22 protein-coding genes and 1 tRNA gene are annotated in these 24,809 nt (G+C 40.4%); 13 read left to right on the top strand and 10 right to left on the bottom strand.

What is annotated here, in order from left to right; translation table 11 throughout:
* Nucleotides 1-24 precede the first annotated feature (24 nt).
* The gene (locus tag CBW18_RS04830; RefSeq protein ID WP_088300174.1) at nt 25-1,401 is read left to right on the top strand and encodes a radical SAM/SPASM domain-containing protein; all 1,377 of its coding nucleotides are present in this window, start codon (nt 25-27) and stop codon (nt 1,399-1,401) included.
* 10 nt (nt 1,402-1,411) lie between these two features.
* On the top strand, nt 1,412-2,893 hold the full coding sequence (locus CBW18_RS04825; protein ID WP_088300173.1) for an NAD(P)/FAD-dependent oxidoreductase: 1,482 nt from the start codon (nt 1,412-1,414) through the stop codon (nt 2,891-2,893).
* 496 nt (nt 2,894-3,389) lie between these two features.
* On the opposite strand, the gene CBW18_RS04820 is transcribed toward CBW18_RS04825, so the two are convergent.
* From CBW18_RS04820 to CBW18_RS04805, 4 genes are all read right to left on the bottom strand, one after another.
* Nucleotides 3,390-3,474 (bottom strand) — tRNA-Ser (locus tag CBW18_RS04820).
* Nucleotides 3,475-3,659: 185 nt separating this feature from the next.
* Nucleotides 3,660-4,097, bottom strand: a complete 438-nt coding sequence (locus CBW18_RS04815) for a DoxX family protein (RefSeq protein ID WP_088300171.1) — start codon at nt 4,095-4,097, stop codon at nt 3,660-3,662.
* A gap of 143 nt (nt 4,098-4,240) precedes the next feature.
* Entirely contained in the window at nt 4,241-4,933 is a 693-nt protein-coding gene (gene pepE, locus CBW18_RS04810; protein ID WP_088300169.1) for a dipeptidase PepE, read from the bottom strand.
* Between the two features lie 30 nt (nt 4,934-4,963).
* Nucleotides 4,964-5,578 carry a Crp/Fnr family transcriptional regulator gene (locus tag CBW18_RS04805; protein ID WP_088300168.1) on the bottom strand — a complete coding sequence of 205 codons (615 nt, stop codon included), beginning with the start codon at nt 5,576-5,578 and terminating at the stop codon, nt 4,964-4,966.
* 234 nt (nt 5,579-5,812) lie between these two features.
* On the opposite strand from CBW18_RS04805, the gene CBW18_RS04800 reads away from it, so the two are divergent.
* The gene (locus tag CBW18_RS04800) at nt 5,813-7,078 is read left to right on the top strand and encodes an ATP-binding protein (protein WP_088300167.1); all 1,266 of its coding nucleotides are present in this window, start codon (nt 5,813-5,815) and stop codon (nt 7,076-7,078) included.
* A gap of 73 nt (nt 7,079-7,151) precedes the next feature.
* On the opposite strand, the gene CBW18_RS04795 is transcribed toward CBW18_RS04800, so the two are convergent.
* Nucleotides 7,152-7,736 carry a hypothetical protein gene (locus CBW18_RS04795; RefSeq protein ID WP_088300166.1) on the bottom strand — a complete coding sequence of 195 codons (585 nt, stop codon included), beginning with the start codon at nt 7,734-7,736 and terminating at the stop codon, nt 7,152-7,154.
* Between the two features lie 262 nt (nt 7,737-7,998).
* Here CBW18_RS04795 and CBW18_RS04790 point away from each other — a divergent pair, with 262 nt between their 5' ends.
* The 5 genes from CBW18_RS04790 to CBW18_RS04770 all read left to right on the top strand — a co-directional run bounded on the left by CBW18_RS04790 (nt 7,999) and on the right by CBW18_RS04770 (nt 16,424).
* Nucleotides 7,999-8,556: an RNA polymerase sigma factor gene (locus CBW18_RS04790; RefSeq protein WP_088300164.1), complete on the top strand. Its 558-nt coding sequence runs from the start codon at nt 7,999-8,001 to the stop codon at nt 8,554-8,556.
* 110 nt (nt 8,557-8,666) lie between these two features.
* Nucleotides 8,667-9,611 carry a FecR family protein gene (locus tag CBW18_RS04785; protein WP_088300162.1) on the top strand — a complete coding sequence of 315 codons (945 nt, stop codon included), beginning with the start codon at nt 8,667-8,669 and terminating at the stop codon, nt 9,609-9,611.
* An 86-nt stretch (nt 9,612-9,697) separates the two neighbouring features.
* Nucleotides 9,698-13,045 (top strand): TonB-dependent receptor, encoded by a 3,348-nt coding sequence (locus tag CBW18_RS04780; protein WP_253248968.1) that lies wholly within the window; start codon nt 9,698-9,700, stop codon nt 13,043-13,045.
* Between the two features lie 11 nt (nt 13,046-13,056).
* A complete protein-coding gene (locus tag CBW18_RS04775; protein WP_088300158.1) occupies nt 13,057-14,577 on the top strand; it encodes a RagB/SusD family nutrient uptake outer membrane protein in 1,521 nt (506 codons plus the stop codon).
* The gene (locus CBW18_RS04770; RefSeq protein ID WP_088300156.1) at nt 14,571-16,424 is read left to right on the top strand and encodes an alkaline phosphatase; all 1,854 of its coding nucleotides are present in this window, start codon (nt 14,571-14,573) and stop codon (nt 16,422-16,424) included. The genes CBW18_RS04775 and CBW18_RS04770 overlap by 7 nt, the downstream gene beginning before the upstream one ends.
* A gap of 276 nt (nt 16,425-16,700) precedes the next feature.
* Here CBW18_RS04770 and CBW18_RS04765 read toward each other — a convergent pair whose 3' ends face one another.
* Nucleotides 16,701-17,177, bottom strand: a complete 477-nt coding sequence (locus CBW18_RS04765) for an ankyrin repeat domain-containing protein (protein ID WP_088300155.1) — start codon at nt 17,175-17,177, stop codon at nt 16,701-16,703.
* A gap of 268 nt (nt 17,178-17,445) precedes the next feature.
* On the opposite strand from CBW18_RS04765, the gene CBW18_RS04760 reads away from it, so the two are divergent.
* The 3 genes from CBW18_RS04760 (at nt 17,446) to CBW18_RS04750 (ending at nt 20,599) form a co-directional block, all read left to right on the top strand.
* Nucleotides 17,446-18,000, top strand: coding sequence for a ferritin-like domain-containing protein (locus CBW18_RS04760; protein ID WP_088300379.1), 555 nt, complete (start codon nt 17,446-17,448; stop codon nt 17,998-18,000).
* Between the two features lie 11 nt (nt 18,001-18,011).
* Nucleotides 18,012-20,207, top strand: a complete 2,196-nt coding sequence (locus CBW18_RS04755) for a catalase (RefSeq protein WP_088300153.1) — start codon at nt 18,012-18,014, stop codon at nt 20,205-20,207.
* Nucleotides 20,208-20,308: 101 nt separating this feature from the next.
* Nucleotides 20,309-20,599, top strand: a complete 291-nt coding sequence (locus CBW18_RS04750; RefSeq protein ID WP_088300151.1) for a hypothetical protein — start codon at nt 20,309-20,311, stop codon at nt 20,597-20,599.
* A 78-nt stretch (nt 20,600-20,677) separates the two neighbouring features.
* On the opposite strand, the gene CBW18_RS04745 is transcribed toward CBW18_RS04750, so the two are convergent.
* The gene (locus CBW18_RS04745) at nt 20,678-20,863 is read right to left on the bottom strand and encodes a hypothetical protein (RefSeq protein ID WP_088300150.1); all 186 of its coding nucleotides are present in this window, start codon (nt 20,861-20,863) and stop codon (nt 20,678-20,680) included.
* Between the two features lie 56 nt (nt 20,864-20,919).
* A complete protein-coding gene (locus CBW18_RS21325; RefSeq protein ID WP_172406444.1) occupies nt 20,920-21,090 on the bottom strand; it encodes a hypothetical protein in 171 nt (56 codons plus the stop codon).
* Nucleotides 21,091-21,340: 250 nt separating this feature from the next.
* On the opposite strand from CBW18_RS21325, the gene CBW18_RS04740 reads away from it, so the two are divergent.
* A complete protein-coding gene (locus CBW18_RS04740; RefSeq protein ID WP_088300148.1) occupies nt 21,341-22,873 on the top strand; it encodes a L,D-transpeptidase family protein in 1,533 nt (510 codons plus the stop codon).
* On the opposite strand, the gene CBW18_RS04735 is transcribed toward CBW18_RS04740, so the two are convergent.
* Nucleotides 22,870-23,670 (bottom strand): murein L,D-transpeptidase catalytic domain family protein, encoded by an 801-nt coding sequence (locus CBW18_RS04735; protein WP_088300146.1) that lies wholly within the window; start codon nt 23,668-23,670, stop codon nt 22,870-22,872. The two genes, CBW18_RS04740 and CBW18_RS04735, sit on opposite strands and share 4 nt — an antisense overlap.
* A gap of 271 nt (nt 23,671-23,941) precedes the next feature.
* Here CBW18_RS04735 and CBW18_RS04730 point away from each other — a divergent pair, with 271 nt between their 5' ends.
* Nucleotides 23,942-24,181: a hypothetical protein gene (locus tag CBW18_RS04730; RefSeq protein WP_088300144.1), complete on the top strand. Its 240-nt coding sequence runs from the start codon at nt 23,942-23,944 to the stop codon at nt 24,179-24,181.
* Between the two features lie 76 nt (nt 24,182-24,257).
* On the opposite strand, the gene CBW18_RS04725 is transcribed toward CBW18_RS04730, so the two are convergent.
* Nucleotides 24,258-24,767, bottom strand: a complete 510-nt coding sequence (locus CBW18_RS04725) for an RNA polymerase sigma factor (protein ID WP_088300142.1) — start codon at nt 24,765-24,767, stop codon at nt 24,258-24,260.
* Nucleotides 24,768-24,809 lie beyond the last annotated feature (42 nt).

The raw sequence follows: 24,809 nt of genomic DNA, 5'->3' as shown, positions 1-24,809 counted from the left end.
AATTTATAAAAAAGGAGATAACTTATGTTAACGCTTAAACAGACAGATTCCCCGGCAGGCAATATAGCTGGCAGGATGGCGATAAAAATTGCAGCCGAATCCAAACCGGTCTCTCCGCAGGTACACTTAGTTAGAGGTGGACAGGATACACAGTTACTGGTTACCAACGGCACTATGCTTTACCGGATTTCTCCCCAGACTGAGGCAGAGTTTCGAGTGCTCCTGGGATCAAAAGATGAAAACGGGCTTAAAAACAAGCTGATGGATATGGGCCTTGATGCACCGCTGAAAATAAATGATGTGCCATTAAAAAGCCCCGCGGTCTATGCGCTTTCATTGGCTATAGCTCAAAAATGCAATATGGGGTGTACCTATTGTTATGCAGATCAGGGAGGCTTTGGCGGCGCAATGAAAAGCATGTCATTAGATGTGGCCACCAGATCGATCGACCTACTGCTTAAAGACTGTCCTGAAAACGGGAGTGTACAGCTTACTTTCCTTGGTGGAGAACCTTTGCTTAACCGGAAAGCGATAAGGATAGCAACTGCATACGCAGCCGAAAAGGCACTGGAAAAAAATATTAACATCGGTTTTTCCATTACTACGAACGGAACATTGCTGACCGAAGATGATGCCATTTTTTTTGAAAAATATGCTTTTTCCGTTACAGTCAGCCTTGATGGATTAAGGGAAGAACATGATGCACAACGGCCACTGAAAAGCGGTTCTGGTACCTATGATCAGATTATGGAAAATATTAAGCCGCTGCTGCAGATTCAGCGGAAAATGCAGGTATCAGCCCGTGTAACGGTTACTCCTGCAAACCTTAATCTGCTTGAGGTTCTTGAGGGTTTTATCGAAATGGGTTTCCATAGTGTAGGTTTTTCCCCGTTATTAAACTCCAGTAACGGAAAAGGTGAAATGGATGAAAAAGACCTAGAGCAATTGTTAGGGGCAATGATCGCCTGTGGTTTGCACTTTGAAAAGAAAGTGCTGCAGGGTGAACGTTATCCTTACCTGAATATGGTCAATGCCCTTAAAGAAATCAATAAAGGAACACACCGGCCCTACCCATGTGGCGCCGGTGCAGGCTACATGGGGGTATCTGCCGATGGAGAAATTGCTGCTTGCCACAGGTTTGTTAATGAACCGGCCGGGCGCATGGGTGATATTTTAAATGGCATTGATGTAGAGTTGCAGAATGGTTGGCTGGAGTCAAGACATGTGCATCAACAGTCTCCCTGCAACCAGTGCTGGGCCCGCTATCTCTGTGGAGGCGGTTGTCATCATGAAGTGATTGATAAAGGAAGAAATGCCTGTGATTATATACGAGGCTGGCTCCATTATACCATTCAGGCACACGAGCGGATTTCGAGATTGGCACCTGGCTGGTTCAATTAAGTTTGTTTCAATGGGAAATCCTGAAGTATTCGACGTAGTAATCATTGGCGGAGGGCCTGCTGGAACCTCTGCTGCAATCAGGCTTCTTGATCTTGGTCACCGCGTAGCATTGGTTGAACAGCATGTTTTTCCACGTCCGCAGATCGGGGAATCCTTATCTGCAGGTATTCGGAATATTTTCGATTACTTGGGTGCAGGACATCTGCTGAAGGAGCGTGGCTATATCGATGAGCTCCCAGCCCGGGTAATCTGGGAGAATGCCAAAGAGGGAAATATTGAGCTAAGGAACCATAACGGCGGTATTATGGTAGATAGAGGGAAACTGGACCATGATCTGATCCAGTTGGCAGTTTCAAAGGGGCTGGTGTTGTTTCAGCCTGCAAAGCCGGAAATTTTTCGCAGAGAAAGCGATCATTGGAAGGTGCTGATCAGGATAAAAAATCAGTGTATGGAGCTCAAAACGATTTTTGTGCTTGACTCCAGAGGTAGGAGCAGTAGCAGGATGATCGATAAAATCATTACTGCGCCACCGATGGTTGCGCTTTACGCAAATACCAGCAGCGTTTCGATGCCAGCCTGTACCCTGATAGAGGCACAGGAAAATGGTTGGTTATGGGGCTCCCCCTTACCAGGTGATAAGTTATTTAGGATGATGGCTTTTTTTGCGCTGGCAGATCTTCGCAAAGAGCATCCGGAAAAGCTTTTTCAACACAGCGTATCTTCTTCCTTATTGTTTCGTAAGGGGCTTACTGGTCTCTCAAATTCCGGAATCAAAAGCTGTGTGGTATTGAATTATTGTCATAATAACCCCTGGGACAACAACTATGTCAGGATTGGAGAGGCCGCATTTACACTCGATCCCTTATCCTCTTCAGGAGTGGAAAAAGCGATGCGTTTTTCGCTACAGACGGTAATTGCTGTAAATAATATACTTAACTCCGGAGATGTGGAAATTTCGCAGGCCTTTTTTGAGAATCACATGGCAGATTCAATTAGTCAGCATATAAAATGGACAGGCGGATATTACCATAGTGCTTGGCCCGGTAGCAACAACGGCTTCTGGAAAGAAAGATCTCAAGTAGGTATATCGGCACAGGCTAACGAAACTGCATTCTACACTAAATTGAAGCTAAAGTTACAGGAAAGCCCCATCAATAAAAAAGACAATACTGTCGGTGCCCGTATAAAGCCGGCAGATGCGATAGACCAATTATGGCATAAAAAGGTAAGGATTTCTCCACAGGTTACTTTTACCAAAGCAGTCTGTGTCGAAAACGATCGGCTACAGTTAAAGGATACTATTCGGCATCCTATGTTGGAGAGGGAAGTTGCTTATATCGGCAATGTCGCGATTTTCCCCCTTATCAGCTCGGTTAAAGGAGGTGAAACCATTGGAGAGCTGATCTATTTCTGGAGCCGGCAGATACCATTTGAAATGGCCGGGGATATCCTAGTCCGTTTGTGTCATCTCGGACTGTTGGAAGTAATTTGAGCGTAGCTATTACTTTTTTAGGGCTTAAGTGAATATTTTGTTGTCCAAAACCAAAACGCAGGCAATGGGGACATAATAGTTTAATGAGAAATTACCATGAAAAAGAATCTGGAACGGATAATTTTAATGAGCAGACTCATGGAAGAATAGGCTGTAAAAGTAAAAAACGAGTTAACTACAAGTTCATTAGACTTTCCGAGATATGGATTTAGAAGCAATAATCTTAATTTCACCTTCCGTCAAATACTGTCTTTTCACAGGTTTAACGCTATGCTTATAATTTAGGAAATGATTCCTTGGTCATCCATCCATTTGCCAAACAGATCCTGATAATCTTTCCGAAATTTTTAAGGTACTTCACCACAAAGTTATTATTGCTTCTCCGAACCGCCTCAAACAGAAATCATATTCGCCGGTAAAATCATGCCTTATATTTTTTACCAAAAAGCAAAAAGCCTGTCTATCATACGATAAACAGGCTTTTAATTTTATGCTGCGGAGAGCGAGGGATTCGAACCCCCGGACCTATTACAGTCAACAGTTTTCAAGACTGCCGCATTCGACCACTCTGCCAGCTCTCCGCTGCAAAAGTACAAAGTTGATCGTAATCTGCAAATCATTTTAGCTTTAATATTCAATAAAAAACATTACTTCTTGTTAACCATTAAGTTAGCATTTGATTTTTAAAGAAAAATCAAGCTCAATTTGCGGAAATAGTGGCATCCCTGGCTTTTTAGCCAGAATTAAAGTCCCGATTAAACGTCAATTATTGAGGAACAGGCTGCGTTTTGTCTACAGCCAGCACCCCGTTTCCTTCGACAATAAAACAAATGAGTCCAATCAATACCAGCGATGAAAACCAGAATTCTGAATAGGGTTTAAATATCCCGGCAGAAATATTGATGAAAAAGACAGCTCCGATTAGTATGGGCAGGTTAACCAGGCAAAATAACCTGGTATGTGTGCCCAGGGCAATAGCAATACCGCCAATAATATGGACTAAAATAATAAAATGAGCTGCTATGCTAATACTGAATGCCGTACTGAGCATTGCGCCTCGCATTAAATGATTAAAGGCTTCTATGTTAATGTAAAAACCAACACCCTTCCAGATGAGAATGATGCCTAATAATATTCTGAAATAATCAATCCATTGAGGATGATGCTGATCTCCCCATTTTTTAATTTTCTTGAGTAGTTTCATGATTTCTATATTTGGTATACCCAATTTACAGAAAGTCGGTATCAATAACAAAGTTTACCTGCTTTATTTTCAGTAATTTAAATCATGTGATCATCATATTTACACATGTTAAAAAGGGTAGGTCTTTAATCAGGATGCTGTTGTTAAAGCACTGTACCCGGATCAACTTCATATGGGGTTTTATGTTGTTCGAAAATTCTTGTCTGCTCCTTACCTTCCGTAGTAATCCGGTCGCCAATTCTTCTGATCCAGTTGCCCTCTCTTAAACCAATCACCTTAATGTTGTTTTGGGTTAAGAATTCCATTATTCTTGTTTCCCGGGTTTCTCCGTTATGTTTCAGGTCAGGGTTTGCGTCCAGGTAATGCGGATTAATGTTAAAAGGAACCAGTTCCATACAGTTAAAGGAAGGCGGGTAAACAATCGGCATGTCATTCGTGGTTTTCATATTAATGCCGCCAATATTGCTTCCGGCGCTGCAGCCAAGATAAGCTTTGCCATTTCCGATATTGCTTTTTAAAACATCCATTAAGCCGTTTTCATGAAGGGTTTTGACCAGCATAAACGTATTTCCGCCACCGGTAAAATATCCCCTGGCGTCGTTTATAGCCTTAATATGATCTTCAAATTCGTGCAAACCACGTACCTTAATCTCCAGGGCGGCGAAAAAATCCCTGGCTTTATCGGTATACTCATCGTGCGAAATGCCGCCTGGTCTGGCAAATGGAATAAAGATAATTTCATCAATGCCTTTGTAAAGGTCTATAATTTCATCTTTAAGATAGTGGAGATAAGTGCCGCCGAAGAGCGTCGAAGTAGAAGCGAGAATAATATTCATGATGTAGTTGGATTATAAAAAGCATAGTTGTTAAACTTTACTTCTGATGCGGCTAAGTGTTTCTAAACGCATGCTGATAAAGGAGGCAATATATTTTAGCGGTACCCTGTTCATCAGGTGCGGGTAAGAAATTAATAATCTTTGATAGCGTTTTAAAGCTGTAGGTAACCGCACAATAAATGCCCTTTCGGATGCACCCTTGATATACATTTCGGTCATCTTTCTGCCTACATAGTTGGCGACAGGATAATTTTCATATAGCAATTTAGACATGCTGTGTGGAATGGCAATGGCGAACACATTTTCAATGGTTTCAATATATTCATCAGTAATGACATCTTCCCACAGGTTTCTGATTGTTCCTGCAAGTTCATTTTCCGCAGCAATCCACGTGGTGATTTTTTTATTGCCCATTTTAATGTAACCATGAACAGCGCCCTGCAGGATCAGATAGATATACTTGTTTCTTTTTAAAGGCGATGCAATGTGTTTATTTTTCGGAAAGTTTACCGGAAAAGTATAGGCATTGATCACTGCCTCAATTTCTGGATTAAGTTGATGAAATGATTTAAAGACAGCAATTAAGGGTGATTGCCCGCCAGATGAGGCCCACTTTTGATCGCCATAGACATTTTCGATGTTCATTTAAAAATTACTTTTCAGCAAAATTCGCAATTAAAAATATAAAAATAGCAGAATAGTAAAGTTAGTTATGCTTTTATGGTGTTTTAGTTAGATAATGGGATAAGCCACATACCTACAACTAAATTCATTTAGTCTTGCTGCCCTTAGTATGCTGAATATAAATGATGTGAATAACATCAACAGTTTACAGATTCAGAAATATTCTGATATATTTGCTAATTAATTTAGTAATAGATGTCTGAGAAAGTTAATATTACCTCCAAGGGAATTCAAAGGGTATTAAAAAATTATAATGAAAAGCAAGCGATAGCAGAATATATCTGGAATGGTTTTGACGCCAATGCTGATACCATTCACATCGATTATGTGAGCAATGAACTTGGCTGGCTGGATAGTCTTCAAATTGCAGACAATGGTTATGGCATTAACTTTGAAAAATTACAGCAGAAGTTTGATCCCTTTTTCGAATCAGAAAAGGCTGTTCAAATTGCAGCTCCCAAGCATACTTCCAAAATGCACGGACGGAACGGTGTTGGCCGGCTTACTTTTTTCACTTTTGCCCACAATGCCAGCTGGAATACCACTTACCAGGATGATAAAGGCTTTCATCAGGGAGTCATCCAAATCAATACCGGAAGGTTGAATAGTTATGAAGCCTTTGAGCAGCCTCATGCGGCTAAAACGACGGGAACAGTGGTTACCTTTACCAACCTGCGTATTGGTGAATTGGATTTTAAGCAAACCGTAATCCCTTTCTTAGTTCAGGAATTTTGTTGGTTTATTGAACTAAACCGACATCAGAAACTGCAAGTGCTGGTGAATGGAAATGCGCTGGATTTCTCAGCCAATGTTAAAAGTATGGAAGAGTTTGAGCTTTACTATGCGGATACAGCCTTTAGGTTTAAAATCAAATATGTACACTGGAAGGAGAGTCTGCATAAAGAACTCTCTAAATATTACTTTCTGGCAGGTGGCGAAGAAATTTATAAGGATTACACTACCCTGAATAAAAAAAGTGATGATTACTTTCACAGCGTTTATATAGATAGCGACTTTTTCAGGGATTTTGATTTTAAAAGTTTTGAAAATGAAGAACAAGTGGCTTTGTTTGGGTCAGCTAAATCTTCTCCGGAATATCGTTTTCTAATTAAGGAACTAAATGATTACCTGAAAAATAAACGAAAGCCATTTTTACGGGAATATGCAGATCGCTTAATAGAAAGTCTGGAGCAGGATGGGATTTTTCCGAATTACACAACTGCACACGAAAAGGAACTGGTTAAACCAAAATTAATCCGGCTGATTAAAATATTATATGAAGTAGAACCTAAATTATTTAGCAGTTTAAACATTGATCAAAAGAAAATGGTGATCCGTTTATTTGATCTGATGCTAAAAACTAATGAAAAGGAGGGAATCTTTAATCTGCTGAGTGAAATTATTTCACTGGAGGAAGAAGATTGTCAGGAATTAAAAGAGGCTTTAGGGCCACCTGTATAAATGCTTCTTTTACAGAAATAAAAAATGCCGGTATCTGATCGATACCGGCATTTTTTGTAATATTTATTCGTTATTAATTACGGATATCGCCTTTTACTTTGTTAGCCGTTCTTTGTCCAGGTAAATAAACCTGGAAACCAAAAGAAAGGTTTAAGCTGTTTTGAGCTGTAGTATTACCAAATCCTACTAAACCATTGTATTTTAACAAGGTTTCTAAACCAATGTTTGGTGTAATGAAATAAGCAAAACCCGGACCAACACTTAGGTTTAAGCCGTTTGTATTAGCACCACCTCTGCTTACACTGGTACCACCAACACCAACTGTTGCCTCTGCAAAGAAACGTCCGTGGTTTAATACTTCAACGTCTTTACCAGCATAATAACGACCTAATGCACCTACACCATAATTAGTTGTAGTTGGTGCATTTTTTGTCGTACTTAAACCAAAGTTTACATATCCACCCAATGCCAGGTTATCCTGGATAAACCAGGCTGCTTTAGGTGTAATGTCTACACTGAAAACTTTAGGGTTATCCAAACCTAACTTGATATTGGCCAGGTTTCCACCAACCATTACATTGCCTTTTTGAATTTGTGCCTGAGCAACACCCATAAATAATGCTACTGAGAATAAACTAGAGATAAAAATTTTTTTCATGATAAATGATTTAATAATAAATATAATAACCGAGATTATTTTCGATTTAAAGAGCCAACATTTATAATTAAATAATGTTTAAATTATTTTATTTCCTTTTGAAAATCAGTATTTTAGGTTTTATTGATGTACTAATTACTTAATACAGATACTAATTTGAAACAAGTCCTTCATGAAAGAGCAGTTAATGCATCACTCTTTATAAAGAATTAATATGAAGTGAATATTGGCTTGCTAGCTTTGCTGCAGCAAACTAAAAGCATTGAACGACTTATTAATTGCATCATTAAAAAACGATGATCCTTTTGCAATGGAGCAAATATTCCATATCCATTGGGAAAAGGTATTTGATTTAGCCTTTAAAAAGCTGGGCGACGAAACACTTGCGCAAGACATCACGCAGGAGATTTTTATCTCTTTATGGGAAAAACGAAAGAAACTTGATTTAACGGGCCACCTTTCCGGCTACTTATGTGGTGCGGTAAAAAATAGGGTAATCGATTATTACAGATCCAGTTCCATTAAAGATATTCACCAGGTTGAATACGCCAACCTGATGAATCAGCGGAGGGAAATTGCCCCGGATGAACACCTCATACGCCAGGATACTGCAAAAGAGGTAGAGGCTGTACTGCAACTTCTACCTGAGCGGATGCGTTTGGTGATTTCGATGAGCAGGGAACAGGATAAAACCGTTAAGGAGATTGCAGCTGAACTTAACATTTCTGTACAGACGGTAAAAAACCAGATTACCACAGCAATGAAAATACTCCGCGAAAACTTATCCTACTTGCTGCTTATCGCATTTTTATGGTTTTGATTCATTTGAGACCTGGTCTTTTCTTCATTTTATTGGTCTTAACCAAAACTTAACTTACTGATAACATTTTTGGTTAGTACCCTTTTCCTTTTGAAACGACATCTATACAAATGAGCGAAGAAAAGGCAAAACAACTGTTGGAGAAATATCTGGACGGAGCGGCAAGTTCTGAAGAATGTGATCAGGTAACAGATTGGTACAATGCCTTAGGCACCAACCAGGAAGCACCTGCAGGCAAGCAAAAAGCTGCCATCAGTGAAGAGATGTTTCAAAAACTGCGATTGGCTATTAATCATCAGGAAACCAGGAAGCCTTTCTTATTGGAACACTGGATCAACATTGCCGCTGCCATCGCAATTGTTGTTTCTGTTACGTTCTGGCTTTGGCAACAGCATACAGGGCATGAAATCCCTAATACACAAATCACAGCCTCAACCCAGGCAGGCGAGCGTAAAAAGATTATACTGAGCGATGGTTCGGAAATTACTTTAGCCCCTTTAGCCAAAATCACTTACCCTGAGAAATTCCTGAAAAATTCCCGAAAGGTTTCCATCATAGAAGGAGAAGCATTTTTTTCCATTGCGCATGATGAAAAAAGACCTTTTCAGGTAAAGCTTCCCCAGCATTTAAATGTTTCCGTATTAGGAACTTCGTTTCTCATACGTGCCTATCATGCCAGAAAAGAAGTGGAAGTCATCGTTTCAACAGGTAAGGTGGCCATTAAAAATGAAGATAAACTGCTGGGAACGCTAACCAGAAATCAGAAACTTTCATTTAATAAAACTAGCGGCAAATCTATCCTCAATACTGTTCGTGATGTCCGCCCAGTTGAAATCAATTTCAATGGAACCACACTAATGCAGGTTGTCCGGCGGATGGAATACCTCTATCATATTAAAATTCAGCTGCATCAAACTTCCTTAGTGAACTTAAAAACAACGGCAACATTTAACAGTGCACAGCGGCCTGAAGAAATTCTTGATATCATTTGCACACTGCACCACCTCAAATTTAGTTCACATCAAAATCACCAAACATTTAAAATCTATCAATAATGTACAATTAAATCATTCATAAACTATCTGTGGCTATTCAAACAGACTATTCACAACTATTTTAATTCTTATAAGCAAACAAACAAATGAAAACAACCTCGTCCAGGAGGACCTTATCCCTTTATCAGATCATGAAATATTCATGCTTAACATTTTCAATCATCTGCATATTCTGCAGCTCACTTTTGGCTTCGCCCGGTATGGCCCAGCGATTGGCGAAAAGCAAAGTGAACATTAAAATCAGCAAGGGCCGTAAACTCAATGAAATTATCCGGGAGATCGAAAGCGTTTCAGGTTTAAGCTTTGTTTACAATCCCGATCTTCTTCAAAAAACAAATACACAGCTCAGCGGCGATTTCCAGATGGAGCCTGTTCGTTCTTTGCTGGATAAATTAGGCCTTCGCGTAGAAGAAAAGGGCGACTACGTCATTTTGAATAATGCTACTTTTAATCAACCCGACCGGATTGTAACAGGTGTAGTGAAAGATTCAACCGGTTTGGTTTTACCTGGTGTATCCGTTAAAGTAGTGGGCACCCAAAGCGGTACCACTACTGATGCCAATGGTGCATACCGCATTGAAGTAAGTGCACAAACGGTGCTTTCCTTTTCCATGATCGGTTACCGCACCAAAGAGGTAACCGTGGGTGATCACCTCACCATTAACGTTATAATGAACGAGGAAAGGTCTATGTTGGCAGATGTGGTGGTGGTAGGTTACGGAACCCAGAAGAAAGAAACATTAACAGGAGCGGTGAGTTTGGTTTCACTGGATAAACTGTCATCGAGGTCTGTAAATAGTGTTGGAGAAGTGTTGGCTGGTAAATCGCCAGGAGTAATCGTAACCAATGAAGGCGGCGACCCGACATCAGCACCCAGAATCAATATCAGAGGAGCGGGTGGAATTAATGGCGAAAGTGTTCTTTACGTCATTGATGGATCAATTTTTCTGGGGACGCCAAACCTGAACCCTAACGATATCGAATCAATATCGGTATTGAAAGATGCTTCCGCGGCAATTTATGGTGCGCGTGCTTCTGGTGGTGTGGTTTTAATCACCACTAAAAAAGGAAAGAAAGGCAAAATGCAAATCAGTTTTGATGCCAAGGTTGGAGAACAAAGTGCCTGGAAAAAGCTGGAAACCTTAAATGCCCAGCAACGTGCACAGGTGGCAGCAACGGCAGCTAAAAACGGCGGAACAACCATTTTGCCTGCATTTGATCTCTCCAAATATCCTGACGGACAAACCACCAGAACCAACTGGATGGATGAGGTGTTTAGAAATGCCTTACTGCAGGACTATAATACGGCTATTAACGGGGGAAGTGAAAAATCAACCTTTTATTTAAGTTTCAATTACCGCAATGCTGAAGGCATCGTACTGAACACCAAAACCAAACGCTATAATTTCAGGGTCAATTCTGAACATGAACTTACACCCTGGTTAAAAGTGGGTGAAAACCTTTCTTATAGCAGTACCAATGGTAATGGTGCCAATACCAGCAGTGATTATACGGGTGCACTTTTGTCGGCCATTTATTACCCTACAAACGGTACACCTTACAATGCTGATGGCAGTTTTGCAGGTTTACCTGGCGGACAATATGCCGGTGATTACGGAGATATTATTAATCCGGTTGCCGAATTAAAAAGAATTGACATCAATAACCCTGTCAACGTGTTGGTGGTGAATCCTTATGCTACCCTTCAGCTGGCCAAAGGTTTAAGTTTTCGGTCAAACCTGAGTATCACCAAATCAGATGCCCAATTTAAAAGTTTTACACCAAAACGCCCGGAAGTTGGAAAGCCGGTGTTAAGCAATAGTTTGGTACAAAGAGCAGATGCGGTAAATGATTTTTTAGCAGAACAGGTACTAAACTACAAAACCACCATTGGATCTAATCAAATTGATTTAACAGGTGGCTATACCTTTCAGAAAACCAAAAGCAATGGCTTGTATACCTCCGGATCTGGCTTTGATGATGAGTCTAACCAGTACCGTTATTTAACCAATGCCACCATTATTCAACCTTCTACCAGTTATTATGATGCCAAAGCCATTTCATCACTGTTTTTAAGGGCCAATTATAATTATAAGGAAAAATATTTACTGTCATTTATTGGCAGGAGAGATGGTTCATCTATGCTTGCCAAAGAAAACAGGTTTAGAAATTATGGTTCTGTTTCAGCAGGCTGGTCTATCAACAAAGAGGCGTTTTTAAAATCAGCCAACTGGTTAAATGAACTAAAGCTAAGAGGAAGCTATGGTATTTTAGGTAACCTGGGGAGTTTATCTTCATCAGCGGTTAATCCGTTACTGGCTGCAACACAAAGTTATTTCGGTCAAACACCAACCCTGCAAAACGGTTATGTTCAAACCATTCTTGCCAACAAAAATTTAACATGGGCGGAAAGTAAACAAACCAATATAGGTTTGGATGTAACGGTGCTTGATCGCTTAAGTTTGGTGGCAGATTATTTTATTAAGAAAACGGATAAAATGATTCTGACCCGTTCTTTGCCAGGCACCGCAGGATTAACTTCTCAAACCATCAATGCAGGATTAGTGAAAGATAAAGGTATTGAACTTGGTTTAACTTATAACAGTGCTAAAAATACGGCATTTACTTATTCCGTGAACGCTACGTTAACCAAAGTTAACAACAAGGTAGAGGAATTGGCACCAGGATTAACCAATATTGCTGTGGGTACCAATTTCAGAAATGAGCTTGCGCCCCTGTCTATTACAGTAGGCCAACCGCTGTATAGCTATTACGTTTTAAAAACGGAAGGTATTTTCCAAAGCCAGGCAGAAGCCGATCATTATAAAAATGCAAATGGACAGAAAATTCAGCCAAATGCTAAAGCCGGCGATTTCAAATTTGCAGATCTTAACGGCGATGGATCAATTGATAGCAAAGACCGTTACTTCGCAGGGAGCGCCTATCCTGATTTCTCTTATGGCTTAAGCTTTAATGCCAGTTATAAAAACTTCGATTTCAATATCTTCGCACAGGGCGTGCAAGGAAATAAACTTTTCAATGCGGTAAAGAGAACGACTTATAGTGCCAGCGGACCTTCTTACAATAAGCTGGTGGGCATTTTAGATGCTTGGTCTCCCGAAAATCCGGGTGGAAAAGTACCTGTCATTTCTACCAGTGATAACAATGGAAACTTTAATGCTTCCGATTTTTATATTGAAGATGGCTCTTATCTGCGTATCCGCAATGTAACACTCGGATATAGTTTGCCAAAATCACTCACCGGCAAACTTAAAACCGGGGCGGTAAGGGTTTATGTCACTGCCAACAATTTATTTACCATTACCAAGTACTCAGGCTTCGACCCGGAAATCGGGATGGATAATAATGGCCTTGATGTGGGCCGTTACCCGCAAGCCAGAAGTTTCATCTTGGGTTTGAGTGTTAACCTTTAATTTATAATTTAATGAAAACGAATATAAAATACCTGGCACTGATTGTTATGGCAGCTTTCGCCTCGTGCACCAAGCAACTGGATATCACACCAGAGGGATCTCCGTCGGCGCAAAATTTCTGGAAAACAAAGGAAGATGCCATGAAGGCCGAAGCCGGAATGTATGAAAATTATAATGCAGAAGATTTTTATGGTCGTGGCATGTTCTGGTTTATCAATGCCAGCGATGATATGGTTACGGGTAGAAATAAGCCAGAAGCAGATAATATCAAAAACTTTAACCGGAGTTATGTAGGCGGTGGTTATACCGAATCGCAATGGAGCATGCGTTATGCCATTATTAAAAGGGCAAATGACATCATTACGCATGTACCAGCCATCGCCATGGATGAAACATTAAAAAAACAGATTATTGGTGATGCTTATTTTAATGCCGGACTGGTTTATTTTCAACTGGCGGCTAATTATGGTAATGATAAAGCTGGCGTACCCATTGTAACTCCGGATGCTGATGCATCTGTGGCCATCCCAAGGGCAAAAAATGTAACAGAGAACTATGACTACATCATTTCATTATTATTGAAAGCCGCAGATAATTTGCCTAATTTTTCAGCAATGAAATCCGCTGATTATGGCAAAGCACACAAAACGGCTGCCTGGGCATATTTATCAAAAGTATATCTGTTTAAGAAAGATTATGCAAACGCAGCAAAATATGCTGATATGGTCATTGGCTCTGGTCAGCATGATTTGCTGTCTAACTTTGCTGATGTATTTAAAGCTTCAAATAATTGGTCTAAAGAATACATTTGGTCGGTAGTATGTACGCCAAACGGTGGTGGCACAGGCTGGGGTAGTAAATTGCCAGGTGTAATGCTGACTAACAAAGCCTGGGGAATTTATAATGGCTGGGGCTATTACCTGCCTACAAAAGAACTTTATGATTCTTTTGAAACAGGAGATCAGCGTCGTGAAGCTACAATTTTAAAACCAGGTGATAAATTTATGTTTTTTGGTGCCGAGCGGAGTTTTACCAAAGATGGTGGTGCCACTTCAAATTACCAGTTTAAAAAGTATATGGAGCCTTTTAGTTATGCCAATCCCATTCCTACCCACGTTAACCCAAATGGCGATAATGGAACAACAGATTTAAATGTGCCTTTAATGCGTTTTGCTGAAGTCCTTTTGATTAAAGCTGAGGCAGCGATTAATTTAAATGGCGCTGGTGCAGGCGATACCGAACTAAACAGAATCAGGGTAAGGGCCGGTCTGGCATCCAAAACCGGAATGACCATGAATGATTTAAAGCGTGAGCGCCGGAATGAATTGGCCGGCGAATGGGCCGATCGCCACCGCGATTTGGTGCGTTGGGGAGATGCACAAGCCACCTATGCCAAACCACTTCATGACTATGATGGTTCGGTTATCTGGCCGGCCAGAACATTTAACCCACAGGTTCATGATGTTTGGGCCGTTCCGCAAAGAGAAATTGATAACAGTTCAGGCGTAATTAAACAAAACCCGGGATGGTAAAGAGCACTCAACTCATTTGTTTATTGTTCATCATTTTTGGTATTCAGTCAGTTTCTGCACAGCGGAAACTGACCGCCAATAATGGACATAGCCACAATGATTATAAACAACAGATACCCTTGCTTCAGGCTTATTATGCGGGTATGGGTTCCATAGAAGCAGATGTTTTCTATCGCGATGGTGAACTTTATGTAGCGCATGAAAGCAACGAGATTAAGCCAGGTAAAACGCTGAAAAAGATTTACCTTGATCCGCTGGTAGCCTTGTTTAAGCAAAACGGAAATCAACCCTATGCCAGTGCCTCGCAAAAACTTCAGCTGGTAATTGATATTAAGGAAGATTACCCGCATGTGCTTGCTACCTTGATCAAACAGCTGAAAGGTTATGCGTCTGTTTTTGATCAGTCTAAAAACCCATCTGCCATTAAAATTGTAATGAGTGGTGATGTGCCGCCAGCTGATCAGTTTAGCCAATATCCGCAAATGATTTTTTTTGACGGTCGTCCGGGGATGAATTATACTGATGAACAGTTGAAGCATATCGGGATGATCAGTGATGATCTTTCGCATTTTTCCGTATGGAATGGAAAGGGTACACCAACACCACCTGATTTGCAGAAGATGAAAAATGTGATTGCTGAAGCACACCGGATGGGCAAGCCCTTTCGTTTTTGGGCCACAAAAGATAGTCCGAATAGCTGGAAAGAATTGGAACAAATGGGAGCAGACTGGATTGGAACAGATCGGCCGACTGTTTTAGGCGAGTTTTATAAAAACAGAGATAAGCTGGAGTACACCAATGCCAAAAAGTATCAGCCCTATCAACCCACATATAAAAATGACGGTTTGCCTAAAAAGGTTAAAAATGTGATTCTTTTAATCGGAGATGGCATGGGACTGGCTCAAATTCAGGCGGGTTTAAGTGCCAATTTCGGACAACTCAATATGATGAATATCCAGCATATTGGCCTTTCCCGTACAGAGGCTTCCAATTCTGATTTTACTGATTCTGCGGCGGGTGCTACGGCGATGGCCACCGGGCAAAAAACCAATAATCGTTACATCAGTATGGATGTAAATGGTAAGCCTTTATCATCTATTCCTGAAATTTTAGCACCACTTGGCATGAAAACGGCTATCATCACCAGTGGAGATATCACTGATGCCACTCCGGCAGCATTTTATGCGCATCAGATCGAACGAACCATGTCGCAGGATATTGCAGCCGATTTTCAGAACAGTCCGGTTGATGTGTTAATTGGTTCAAATCGTAAAAGCTTTTTAGAAAATAAGGATGCCAGTTTAATGCAGAAACTAAAAACCAAAGGTTACCAGTTGCAAAATAACCTGAGTGAATTTAGGACAGCAACATCGGGCAGGCAATTGGTGTTGTTAGATGATTCCGTTACCCGAAGTGTTTTAAAGGGTAGGGGAGAAATGCTTAAAACATCACTGGTAAAAAGTATGGAATTGCTATCTAAAAATAAAAAGGGTTTCTTTATTATGGCTGAAGGGGCACAAATTGATCATGGCGGACATGCAAACGATTTACCTTATGTGGTTACCGAGCTGCATGATTTTGACCGGATGGTTGGCGAAGCCATGCGATTTGCTGATCAGGATGGGGAAACACTGGTTATCGTGACGGCAGATCATGAAACTGGCGGGCTCTCCATGCTGGATGCTTCTTACAGAAAAGGTACCGTTAGGGGGAACTTCAGCAGTGATGACCATACCAACATCATGGTTCCTGTTTTTGCCTACGGCCCGGGATCGCAAAAATTTACTGGCGTTTATCCGAACACTGAGATTTGTAAGCGAATTTTACAGGCATTTGGTGTAAAATAATTAATGATTGTAGCATCAACTCCCCTCCTTATTTTATGGGGGGGAGTTGACAACGCTGTTGGTTAATTCTTTAACTTTTTCTCCAATATCTCCGTTATTGCGAGAAGGCTTTTTCTGCCGACGACGCAATCTTTTTTATCGATAAATAATGTATTAATCGTCACCGTGCCGCTTATCTGATGACGTAAATAACGACCATTACTCGTCATGCTGAACCTGATTCAGCACCTTTAAAATTAACAATGATGAAGATCCTGAATTAAATTCAGGATGAGGTTAGGATGCATTTAACAATTTTAGTCCTTCTTCATTCCTTTGCATGGCAGCCAGATCTGCTGCGGTTTGCCCGCGAAAATCAGTTATGTCTACATTGGCTCCGCTGGAAAGTAATAATTGCAAGATGTCGTTCCGTCCGAACATGCTGGCAAACATCAGTGCTGTTCCACCATTACCATGCTGGAGGTCGAGCTTTGCACCACGTTCAATTAATAACCTGGCAATTTCAATATAACCTTTAAAGCTTACACCCATGAGCGCTGTATTGCCACCATCATCGGCGGCATTAATATCTGCTCCGGCATCAAGCAGTGCCTTCGCGGCAGCTAGCTGGTTATTGTAACAGGCAATAATTAGCGGCGTATATCCTTTTTCATCGCGTGCATTTACATTGGCATTTCTGCGAATCAGTTCTGCTAAAACTTCCATTTCGCCTTTCCTTGCGGCGGGTATCATCAACTGGTCGATATTTTCCATGCAATCAAAACCATATTATCCTGTCAAAGTTTGGATAATGAACAGTTTATTTGATGCTTTTGATCAGCATCGCGTTTTAGCGTGGAGAATCGAGATTTTAACTTGGTATCCCTGAGAAAGAAAAGCATTTATTGCTTAAAACTCTTAAAACTATTTCGTGTTGGCATGGGTTCTCTTAAAACGACTTGTTGCAGAAACGGAACGAAAGATAAATTCTGATCTATCTATGCAGTATAGTCACCAATATCAACTTAAACAAAACATCAATATGAAAAAACAGGAAAGCGGTACTGAACCAAAGTTGAGTACTAAAACCACTAAAGATTCTTCTTCAGCACTTCAGGAACTTTTTACCGACGGTATCCGCGACCTATATTGGGCAGAAAATCACCTGGTGAAAGCGTTACCAAAAATGATTTCTGCCGCTACTGCCCCGGAACTTGTTTCTGCACTTGAATCTCACCTGGAAGAAACAAAAACACATGTAGCCAGATTAGAACAGGTTTTTGAATTGCTGGGAGAAAAGGCCATTGCAAAGAAATGTGATGCCATGGAAGGGATTACCAAAGAAGGTGAAGGCATTGTGGAAGAAACAGAACCAGGTACGGCCACCCGTGATGTAGGCATTATTCTGGCCTCACAAAAAGTAGAACACTATGAAATTGCATCTTATAGTGGTTTAATTCAACTGGCTAACACTTTGGGTTTAACAGAAGTTGGCGATCTTTTGGAAGAAACACTTTCTGAAGAGAAAAATGCGGATTCGAAACTTTCGGATATCGCAGGCAATGAAATCAATTATAAAGCAGCTGAGGAAGCTTAAAAGAAAATAGGATGGCGAAGAAATCAGTAAATAATAATAGCACTAAACCTGCTCAGGTTGAAAACGATAAAACCACTAAGCTGGAAGAATTTGTGGCCGATAGTACCGGACAGCAGATGACCACCAATCATGGGGTGAAAATCAGTGACGATCAGAATTCGTTAAAGGCAGGCGATAGGGGCGCAACCCTGCTGGAAGATTTTATCCTTCGGGAAAAAATTACGCATTTTGATCATGAGCGTATTCCAGAACGTGTCGTTCATGCGAGGGGATCAGCCGCCCATGGTGTATTTAAAGTGTATGAAGACATGTCTGAAGTAACACGGGCAGCATTTCTTTGTGATCCGGGTGCAGAAACACCTGTATTTGTAAGGTTTTCTACGGTAGCCGGATCAAGAGGATCAACGGATCTTGCCCGGGATGTAAGGGGATTTGCCGTTAAGTTTTATACCCAGGAGGGAAATTTTGACCTGGTTGGAAACAACATGCCAGTCTTCTTTATTCAGGATGCCATTAAATTTCCGGATCTGATCCATGCGGTAAAACCTGAACCCGATAATGAAATGCCTCAGGCCGCATCTGCCCATGATACTTTTTGGGATTTTATTTCCCAACTTCCTGAATCCGCACATATGATTATGTGGGCCATGAGCGATCGCGCTTTACCCAGAAGTTACCGTATGATGGAAGGCTTTGGCGTGCATACTTTCAGGTTCGTGAATGCTTCCGGCGTAGCGAGTTTTGTTAAATTTCATTGGAAACCTCTCTTGGGCGTGCATGCAGTAGCCTGGGATGAAGCCCAGAATATCTCCGGAAAAGATCCTGATTTTCATAGAAGAGATCTTTGGGATGCCATTGAAGCCGGTGCTTTTCCGGAATGGGAATTGGGTGTTCAGATTATACCGGAAGAAGATGAATTTAAATTTGAATTTGACCTGTTAGATTCTACGAAATTGATACCGGAAGAGTTGGTTCCTGTGCAAAGAATCGGTAAAATGACATTGAACCGCAATCCCGATAATTTCTTTTCAGAAACAGAACAGGTGGCCTATCATATTGGTCACGTCGTTCCCGGAATTGATTTTACCAATGATCCCCTGTTGCAAGGCAGATTATTTTCTTATACCGATACGCAATTGATCCGCTTGGGCGGACCAAATTTTCATGAAATCCCGATTAACCGTCCGGTGATAGCAGTACATAATAACCAGCGTGATGGCTACATGCGCCAGACCATTAATCGTGGCAAAACCAGTTACGGACCAAATGCCATTGCGGCAAATGATCCACAGCAAACTGCTGCTGCAAATGGAGGTTTTACCAGTTATAATGAACGCATCGATGCCAGAAAGATACGGGCCAGAAGCAAAAGTTTCTTCGATCATTTTTCTCAGGCAAAATTATTTTTCGATAGCCAGTCTGACCCTGAAAAAAATCACTTGATTGACGCCCTTTGTTTTGAGTTGGGTAAGGTGAAAATGGTACCTATCCGTGAGCGTATGCTGGGGGTTTTAGCACACATTGATAAAGGTCTGGCTGCTGCAGTTGCCTATTCGCTAGGTTTACATGTGCCTGAGATTCCAATTGCCGAAATCAATGGAAGTGTTCCTGCAGATGCTGATCCTGAAGATTATGCATCTGAGAAAAAAGAAGGTTCATTGGCTAAGTCAGAAGCTTTAAGCATGGCCAATACCATCAAGGATTCTATTGTAACCAGAAAAATTGCTATCCTGGCTGCAGATGGAGTTGATGGAAAATCATTAAGTACCGTGAAAGATGCACTGGTTGCTAAGGGCGCAGTGGTTCATATTATTGGGCCTAAATTGGGTGACATTATTTCAGCAGAAGATCAGCATATCCAGGTAGATGAAAGTTTTCTAACTGCTGCATCTGTACTTTATGATGCCGTGTATGTTCCGGGAGGAACCAACAGTGTAGCCAGTTTAGAAGCTGAAGCCAATGCGGTACATTTCCTGAATGAAGCCTTTAAGCATTGCAAGGCGATTGCTGCTGATGCTGCTGCCATTCAAGTATTGGAGGCTGGTTATTTCCATAAAAAACTTCCGGCAGAATATTCCGCTGAAACCGTACTTAGGGAAGGTATTATCGTATCCGATGATCTTTATGCTTTAACAGATCTGTTTGCGCAAATGATTGCGATGCACAGATTCTGGGATAGGGAAGTGCCTAGAAAAATTCCGGCTTAATTTATAAGCCAGGTATTAAAATACTAAGACCGGCACAAAGCCGGTCTTTTTTTGTCTTATGCATTTCGCAGAAGATTTATTAATTAAATAATTAACAGTATATGGATAATCAAAACCATGTTCCTCAATTGACTGAAGAACAACAGAAAAAATTTGAAGAAGGATTGGTAGAGACCCGCTGGACAGAAGCTGGAGAGCCTTATTTTGTAATCGAAGATGGCTTAAACCTGGATGAGTTTGCCCTTTTAGCTAAAGTAGTTTTAGAAAGTAAAAAGGAAATCGCACATGATTTTACTTCAAAGGTAATTCGTAAATCTGGAGAAGAGGAAGTAACATTTAAATACCATTCAGGATGGTTTTTGGAAGGCTTGGGTGAGCTGCCGTTAAATTAGGTCACAACTATTTAAATCACAAAGGGGCTGCCTTAAAGTTCAAGGCAACCCCTTTGTAGGTTTCATTTGTGATTGGTATTAGTTTTTAGCTTCAGCTTTTTTAGCCTCAGCTTTTTTTGCGGCATGTTTACCATGTGCTTTTTTTACTTTTTTAACCTGTGTTGTATCAGCTTTTGCTTTTGCAGGAGTTTTAGTTTGTGCGCTAACTGTATTTACAGTAAAAGCTGCTACTAGGGCGATCATTAAAATTTTAATTGCTTTCATGTTGTTTTTAATTATGGATGAATAAATCTGATTAATTGCAGATTAAATATTAATTACTATTTTTTTACTTCAGCTTTTTTGGCTTTGTGTTTGCCATGCTCTTTTTTTACTTTTTTAACCTGTGCTGTATCAGCTTTTGCTTTTGCAGGAGTTTTTGTTTGTGCGCTAACTGTATTTACAGTAAAGGCAGCTACAAGGGCGATCATTAAAATTTTTATTGCTTTCATTTTGCTTGTTGAATTATCGATTTATAAACGTTGTTAATTGTTCCATAAAATTCTACATATCAAATGAAGATTTAATGAACTTCTGACTAAATAAGCTTTTTGAAAAGAAAACTTCGTCAATTTGGTAAAATGCATTATATCCTTTGGCTATTTTATACTTCATGGATATCATAATTAATGCAATGATTTAGTCATCAGTCAGATAAGAAATTGATAAAACAAATCGCCTGAAAATCAGATTATATAGGCTATGTATTTATTGAAATTTAGAAGGCCCGGGCCGTTGGGCATATTCCTGCTGATTATATTCAGTTTAACTATATTACAAAGTTGCAAGAAAAATAAATCACAAATTGGTGCGCAGCTGGCTAAAGAAACCGGTAATAAGATTTTCAGTCAGGTAGATATGGAGCAATTCGGTCAGAAGCTAAAATCAGCCATAGCCAGTCGTGCGAAAACACTTCAAAACCCTAAATTTACTGAAGCTATATACGCAGCCAACAATTATGAACCGGTTTTAGTGACGAAATATTTCCCGGATAGCGGATTGTTAAAGGCTACTGAAATCATTTCCCAGGCTGGAGATCATGGTTTATCCCCGGAAACATTTAAGGTTTCGGAATTTAAATCAACACTCGCAAAAATCCACCAGAAAACCAATATAAATAACCTGGATGCAGCCTATCAGGCGTTGATAGAACTGGAACTTGCCGCCAGCCATTCCATTACAGCTTATAGTCAGGCGATAGAATTTGGAAAGGTAAGTCCGCGTCGCATTTATGCGCAATATTATACCAAAACAAAAAGACCAGATTCATTAAGTTTTATCAAACCTTATCAAACTAAAAATCTGGCCTTCTTTCTGGACAACATCCAGCCGGCAGGAGCAGATTATAAAATGCTGCAGCAGGCGCTGAAACAAGAGGTGCTTGCTCCGGGGTGCTCTGCTGAAGAAAGTAAACGCCTCATTGCGGTAAATCTTGAACGTTTACGCTGGAAGAATATCCCGGCCGAGGATAAGTACGTTTGGGTAAACATTCCTGAGTTTAAGCTTCATGTCATCGAAAATGGAAAAGCTGCTTTAACCATGAAAGTATGTGTAGGAGAGGGGCGGAACCAGAATATTGCCCCATCATTAACAGAATTTGATGATAATGACCTTGAAAAAGACAGGCCTTTCAACCGTGAAACACCACAGCTAAAAAGTATGATCCATAGCGTTCAGGTAAATCCGGTTTGGAATATTCCGGAAAGTATTGCGACCAATGAAATTGTTAAATACGCAGCAAAAGATCGTTATTATTTAGGTAATAAAAATATTGATGTGTTTTATAAGGGAAAACTGGTAGAAGACCCGGAAACTATTGACTGGTCTGCTGCCGATGTTGGAAAAACCTATACTTTTAAACAACGTCCGGGGGATGATAATTCATTGGGTAAAATCAAATTCCTGTTTAATAACCAAAGTAGTGTGTATTTGCATGACACGCCCGCAAAAGCGGCTTTTAATCAGCCTGTAAGGGCGGTGAGCCATGGCTGTGTTCGGGTAGAACAGCCTCTTGAACTGGCAAGAGCACTTTTTGGTACAGGAAAAAAATTCGACAGAATCAGTACAGGTATGGTCAGTAAAGACCCAAAAGCCGAAAATATCTCACTTCCAAAGCAAATTCCAGTGTATCTCAGCTATTATACCTGCTGGCAGGATACTGAAGGAAAACTGAAATTTGCAAAGGATATTTATGGATTGGATGCCGTGTTATATACGCATCTTATTAAAATTTAATCCATATTGGAAAGGTTGCCATAAAGCGGCGTATCATTAATTTCAGGCATCATCGCCAGATAGGCACTTTCTTCATTAAGAAAGGTAGAAGCATACCGCTCAGAAGATTTATTGATGAAAAGTACACTACCTTCACCAAGGGAAGAAATAAGCGGATCAGCCAGCTCGGGAGCCACAGCAGGGCAACCCTGGCTTCTGCCCAATCGTCCTAAAGCCGCTATAGTACCTTCACTAACATATGGCGCACCATGAATCACGATAGAACGCAGCCTGGCATTATCATTAAAACCCGGGTCCATGCCATCCAGTTTTAAGGATCGGCCATGTGTACCATGATATTCTTCGCCGGTAACGAAAAAACCAATGCTGCTCGCAAATGAATCATTCTGGTTGGAAAAAGTTACAGCCTGATTTTCACCACTTCGCTGTCCGTGCGCTACCCAGGTATTGAGCACCACATCCCTTTGATCAACATTTAATACATACAATCTTTTACTGGTGCTTGGCTGATCAAAATCAGCGATGCTTAAAAGGGCATGATCAGAAAGCAAGCCAGCTTTTTTCAAATTATAGTAACCAGTTAAGGCTTTTTCAAATACAGGAAAAGAAAGTCCTGAATCTTTTAAATGTGCAGATTGATAAAGTGATCTTGCATGATGAATATAGGCTGTCTCCAAAGTGTTTTCGGATGAAAACCGCTTACCTGCTTGATTGGCATCATCATTTTTCCATGCGGTAAACAATGAGCAAGTGGCAATTAACAAAAGACCGGAGACTCCCAAAACATAATTTCTCATAGGCTATACGATTATAATAATGATTTAAGTAGGTCTTGATGAATAGGCTTTTTCTTTTTGGTTAAACATAAAGATACAAAAATGTTACGTTAAATGCAAATTAACAGCAAACATTTAATGTGTATCAAGTGTATGAATTTGTTTGAAAGATCGCTTTTTAAATCATCAATGAAGCATTAATTCATTTCTTTAGTGCCGGCAGCTTCCAGCCTTTAAATTTAACCTGAACCTTTTGCTGTTCTTCCTGTTATTTCTACAAAACAAAATTAAAATGATAGAAAAGAAAGAACTCTTATCCGAGAATCTGAAGGATTTTATGGATTATTCTGTGGATGTACTCAATGCCATGGATGGCGCTCCTGAACATTCTGTTGAACAGCAGGATGCGGTAAATGTGAAGATTCAGAATTTAAAAATATACCTGAATCACCTGGAGGCTTCTTACAATGAAAATACACCCAGGGGAAATGCGGATGCTTCAGCTGCTGAAATAGCTGATATTGTGCTTTAAAAGTTCTAACACCCGGAAATAAAACCGGTCATCCTGAAATTTTCAGGATGACCGGTTAGGTTTGAGTTAAACAGGCTCAGTTGTTTTTATACTGCTTAAGCAATTTTTTTAACCTTAACCTGGCATGATGGATATAAGTTTTAACGGTTCCGAGTGGTAAATTCAGTTCATCGGCAATTTCCTGATATTTATAGCCTTCAAAATACCGTATAAATGGCACGGAATACATGGCCGGAAGGCTGTTCAATGCTTTTTTAATATCATCCATTGCAAAACTGGTTTCAGCACCATTGGTAGTTGCACTGTAAGCCATCTGATTTGAGGATATCTCATCTTCCCGAACAATTCTACTTCTGTGCCTAACACCTTTGTGGTAATTGTTAATGAAGGTATTTCGCATGATTACAAAAAGCCAGACTTTAGTATTGGTTTCATAATCGCACCGGTAAGCAAACCGGGTGGCTTTAACGAGTGTATCCTGAACAAGGTCATTCGCATCATCGAGGTCCTTGGTAAATTTTAACGCATGCGAGATCAGCGATTTAGCATGTGTTTTAACGCTGATGGAAAATTCATTTTCTGTCATAGGTAAACAGTTAAGGTTTAACAAGGGTGATTGTGGAAACAA

It is taken from the genome of Pedobacter sp. AJM (genome assembly GCF_002197755.1).
GTDB lineage: Bacteria > Bacteroidota > Bacteroidia > Sphingobacteriales > Sphingobacteriaceae > Pedobacter.
This window is presented reverse-complemented; position numbering and strand designations above follow the sequence as displayed.

Bases quoted from the DNA above. Each gene is read 5' to 3' on its own strand.
- CBW18_RS04795 (WP_088300166.1), bottom strand. From the start codon at position 7,736: ATGAAAAAAATTTTTATCTCTAGTTTATTCTCAGTAGCATTATTTATG.
- CBW18_RS04785 (WP_088300162.1), top strand. From the start codon at position 8,667: ATGAGCGAAGAAAAGGCAAAACAACTGTTGGAGAAATATCTGGACGGA.
- CBW18_RS04735 (WP_088300146.1), bottom strand. From the start codon at position 23,670: ATGAGAAATTATGTTTTGGGAGTCTCCGGTCTTTTGTTAATTGCCACT.
- CBW18_RS04815 (WP_088300171.1), bottom strand. From the start codon at position 4,097: ATGAAACTACTCAAGAAAATTAAAAAATGGGGAGATCAGCATCATCCT.
- CBW18_RS04765 (WP_088300155.1), bottom strand. From the start codon at position 17,177: ATGGAAAATATCGACCAGTTGATGATACCCGCCGCAAGGAAAGGCGAA.
- CBW18_RS04825 (WP_088300173.1), top strand. From the start codon at position 1,412: ATGGGAAATCCTGAAGTATTCGACGTAGTAATCATTGGCGGAGGGCCT.
- CBW18_RS04755 (WP_088300153.1), top strand. From the start codon at position 18,012: ATGGCGAAGAAATCAGTAAATAATAATAGCACTAAACCTGCTCAGGTT.
- CBW18_RS21325 (WP_172406444.1), bottom strand. From the start codon at position 21,090: ATGAAAGCAATAAAAATTTTAATGATCGCCCTTGTAGCTGCCTTTACT.
- CBW18_RS04730 (WP_088300144.1), top strand. From the start codon at position 23,942: ATGATAGAAAAGAAAGAACTCTTATCCGAGAATCTGAAGGATTTTATG.
- CBW18_RS04800 (WP_088300167.1), top strand. From the start codon at position 5,813: ATGTCTGAGAAAGTTAATATTACCTCCAAGGGAATTCAAAGGGTATTA.
- CBW18_RS04725 (WP_088300142.1), bottom strand. From the start codon at position 24,767: ATGACAGAAAATGAATTTTCCATCAGCGTTAAAACACATGCTAAATCG.
- pepE (WP_088300169.1), bottom strand. From the start codon at position 4,933: ATGAATATTATTCTCGCTTCTACTTCGACGCTCTTCGGCGGCACTTAT.
- CBW18_RS04750 (WP_088300151.1), top strand. From the start codon at position 20,309: ATGGATAATCAAAACCATGTTCCTCAATTGACTGAAGAACAACAGAAA.
- CBW18_RS04770 (WP_088300156.1), top strand. From the start codon at position 14,571: ATGGTAAAGAGCACTCAACTCATTTGTTTATTGTTCATCATTTTTGGT.
- CBW18_RS04830 (WP_088300174.1), top strand. From the start codon at position 25: ATGTTAACGCTTAAACAGACAGATTCCCCGGCAGGCAATATAGCTGGC.
- CBW18_RS04745 (WP_088300150.1), bottom strand. From the start codon at position 20,863: ATGAAAGCAATTAAAATTTTAATGATCGCCCTAGTAGCAGCTTTTACT.
- CBW18_RS04740 (WP_088300148.1), top strand. From the start codon at position 21,341: ATGTATTTATTGAAATTTAGAAGGCCCGGGCCGTTGGGCATATTCCTG.
- CBW18_RS04775 (WP_088300158.1), top strand. From the start codon at position 13,057: ATGAAAACGAATATAAAATACCTGGCACTGATTGTTATGGCAGCTTTC.
- CBW18_RS04760 (WP_088300379.1), top strand. From the start codon at position 17,446: ATGAAAAAACAGGAAAGCGGTACTGAACCAAAGTTGAGTACTAAAACC.
- CBW18_RS04780 (WP_253248968.1), top strand. From the start codon at position 9,698: ATGAAAACAACCTCGTCCAGGAGGACCTTATCCCTTTATCAGATCATG.
- CBW18_RS04805 (WP_088300168.1), bottom strand. From the start codon at position 5,578: ATGAACATCGAAAATGTCTATGGCGATCAAAAGTGGGCCTCATCTGGC.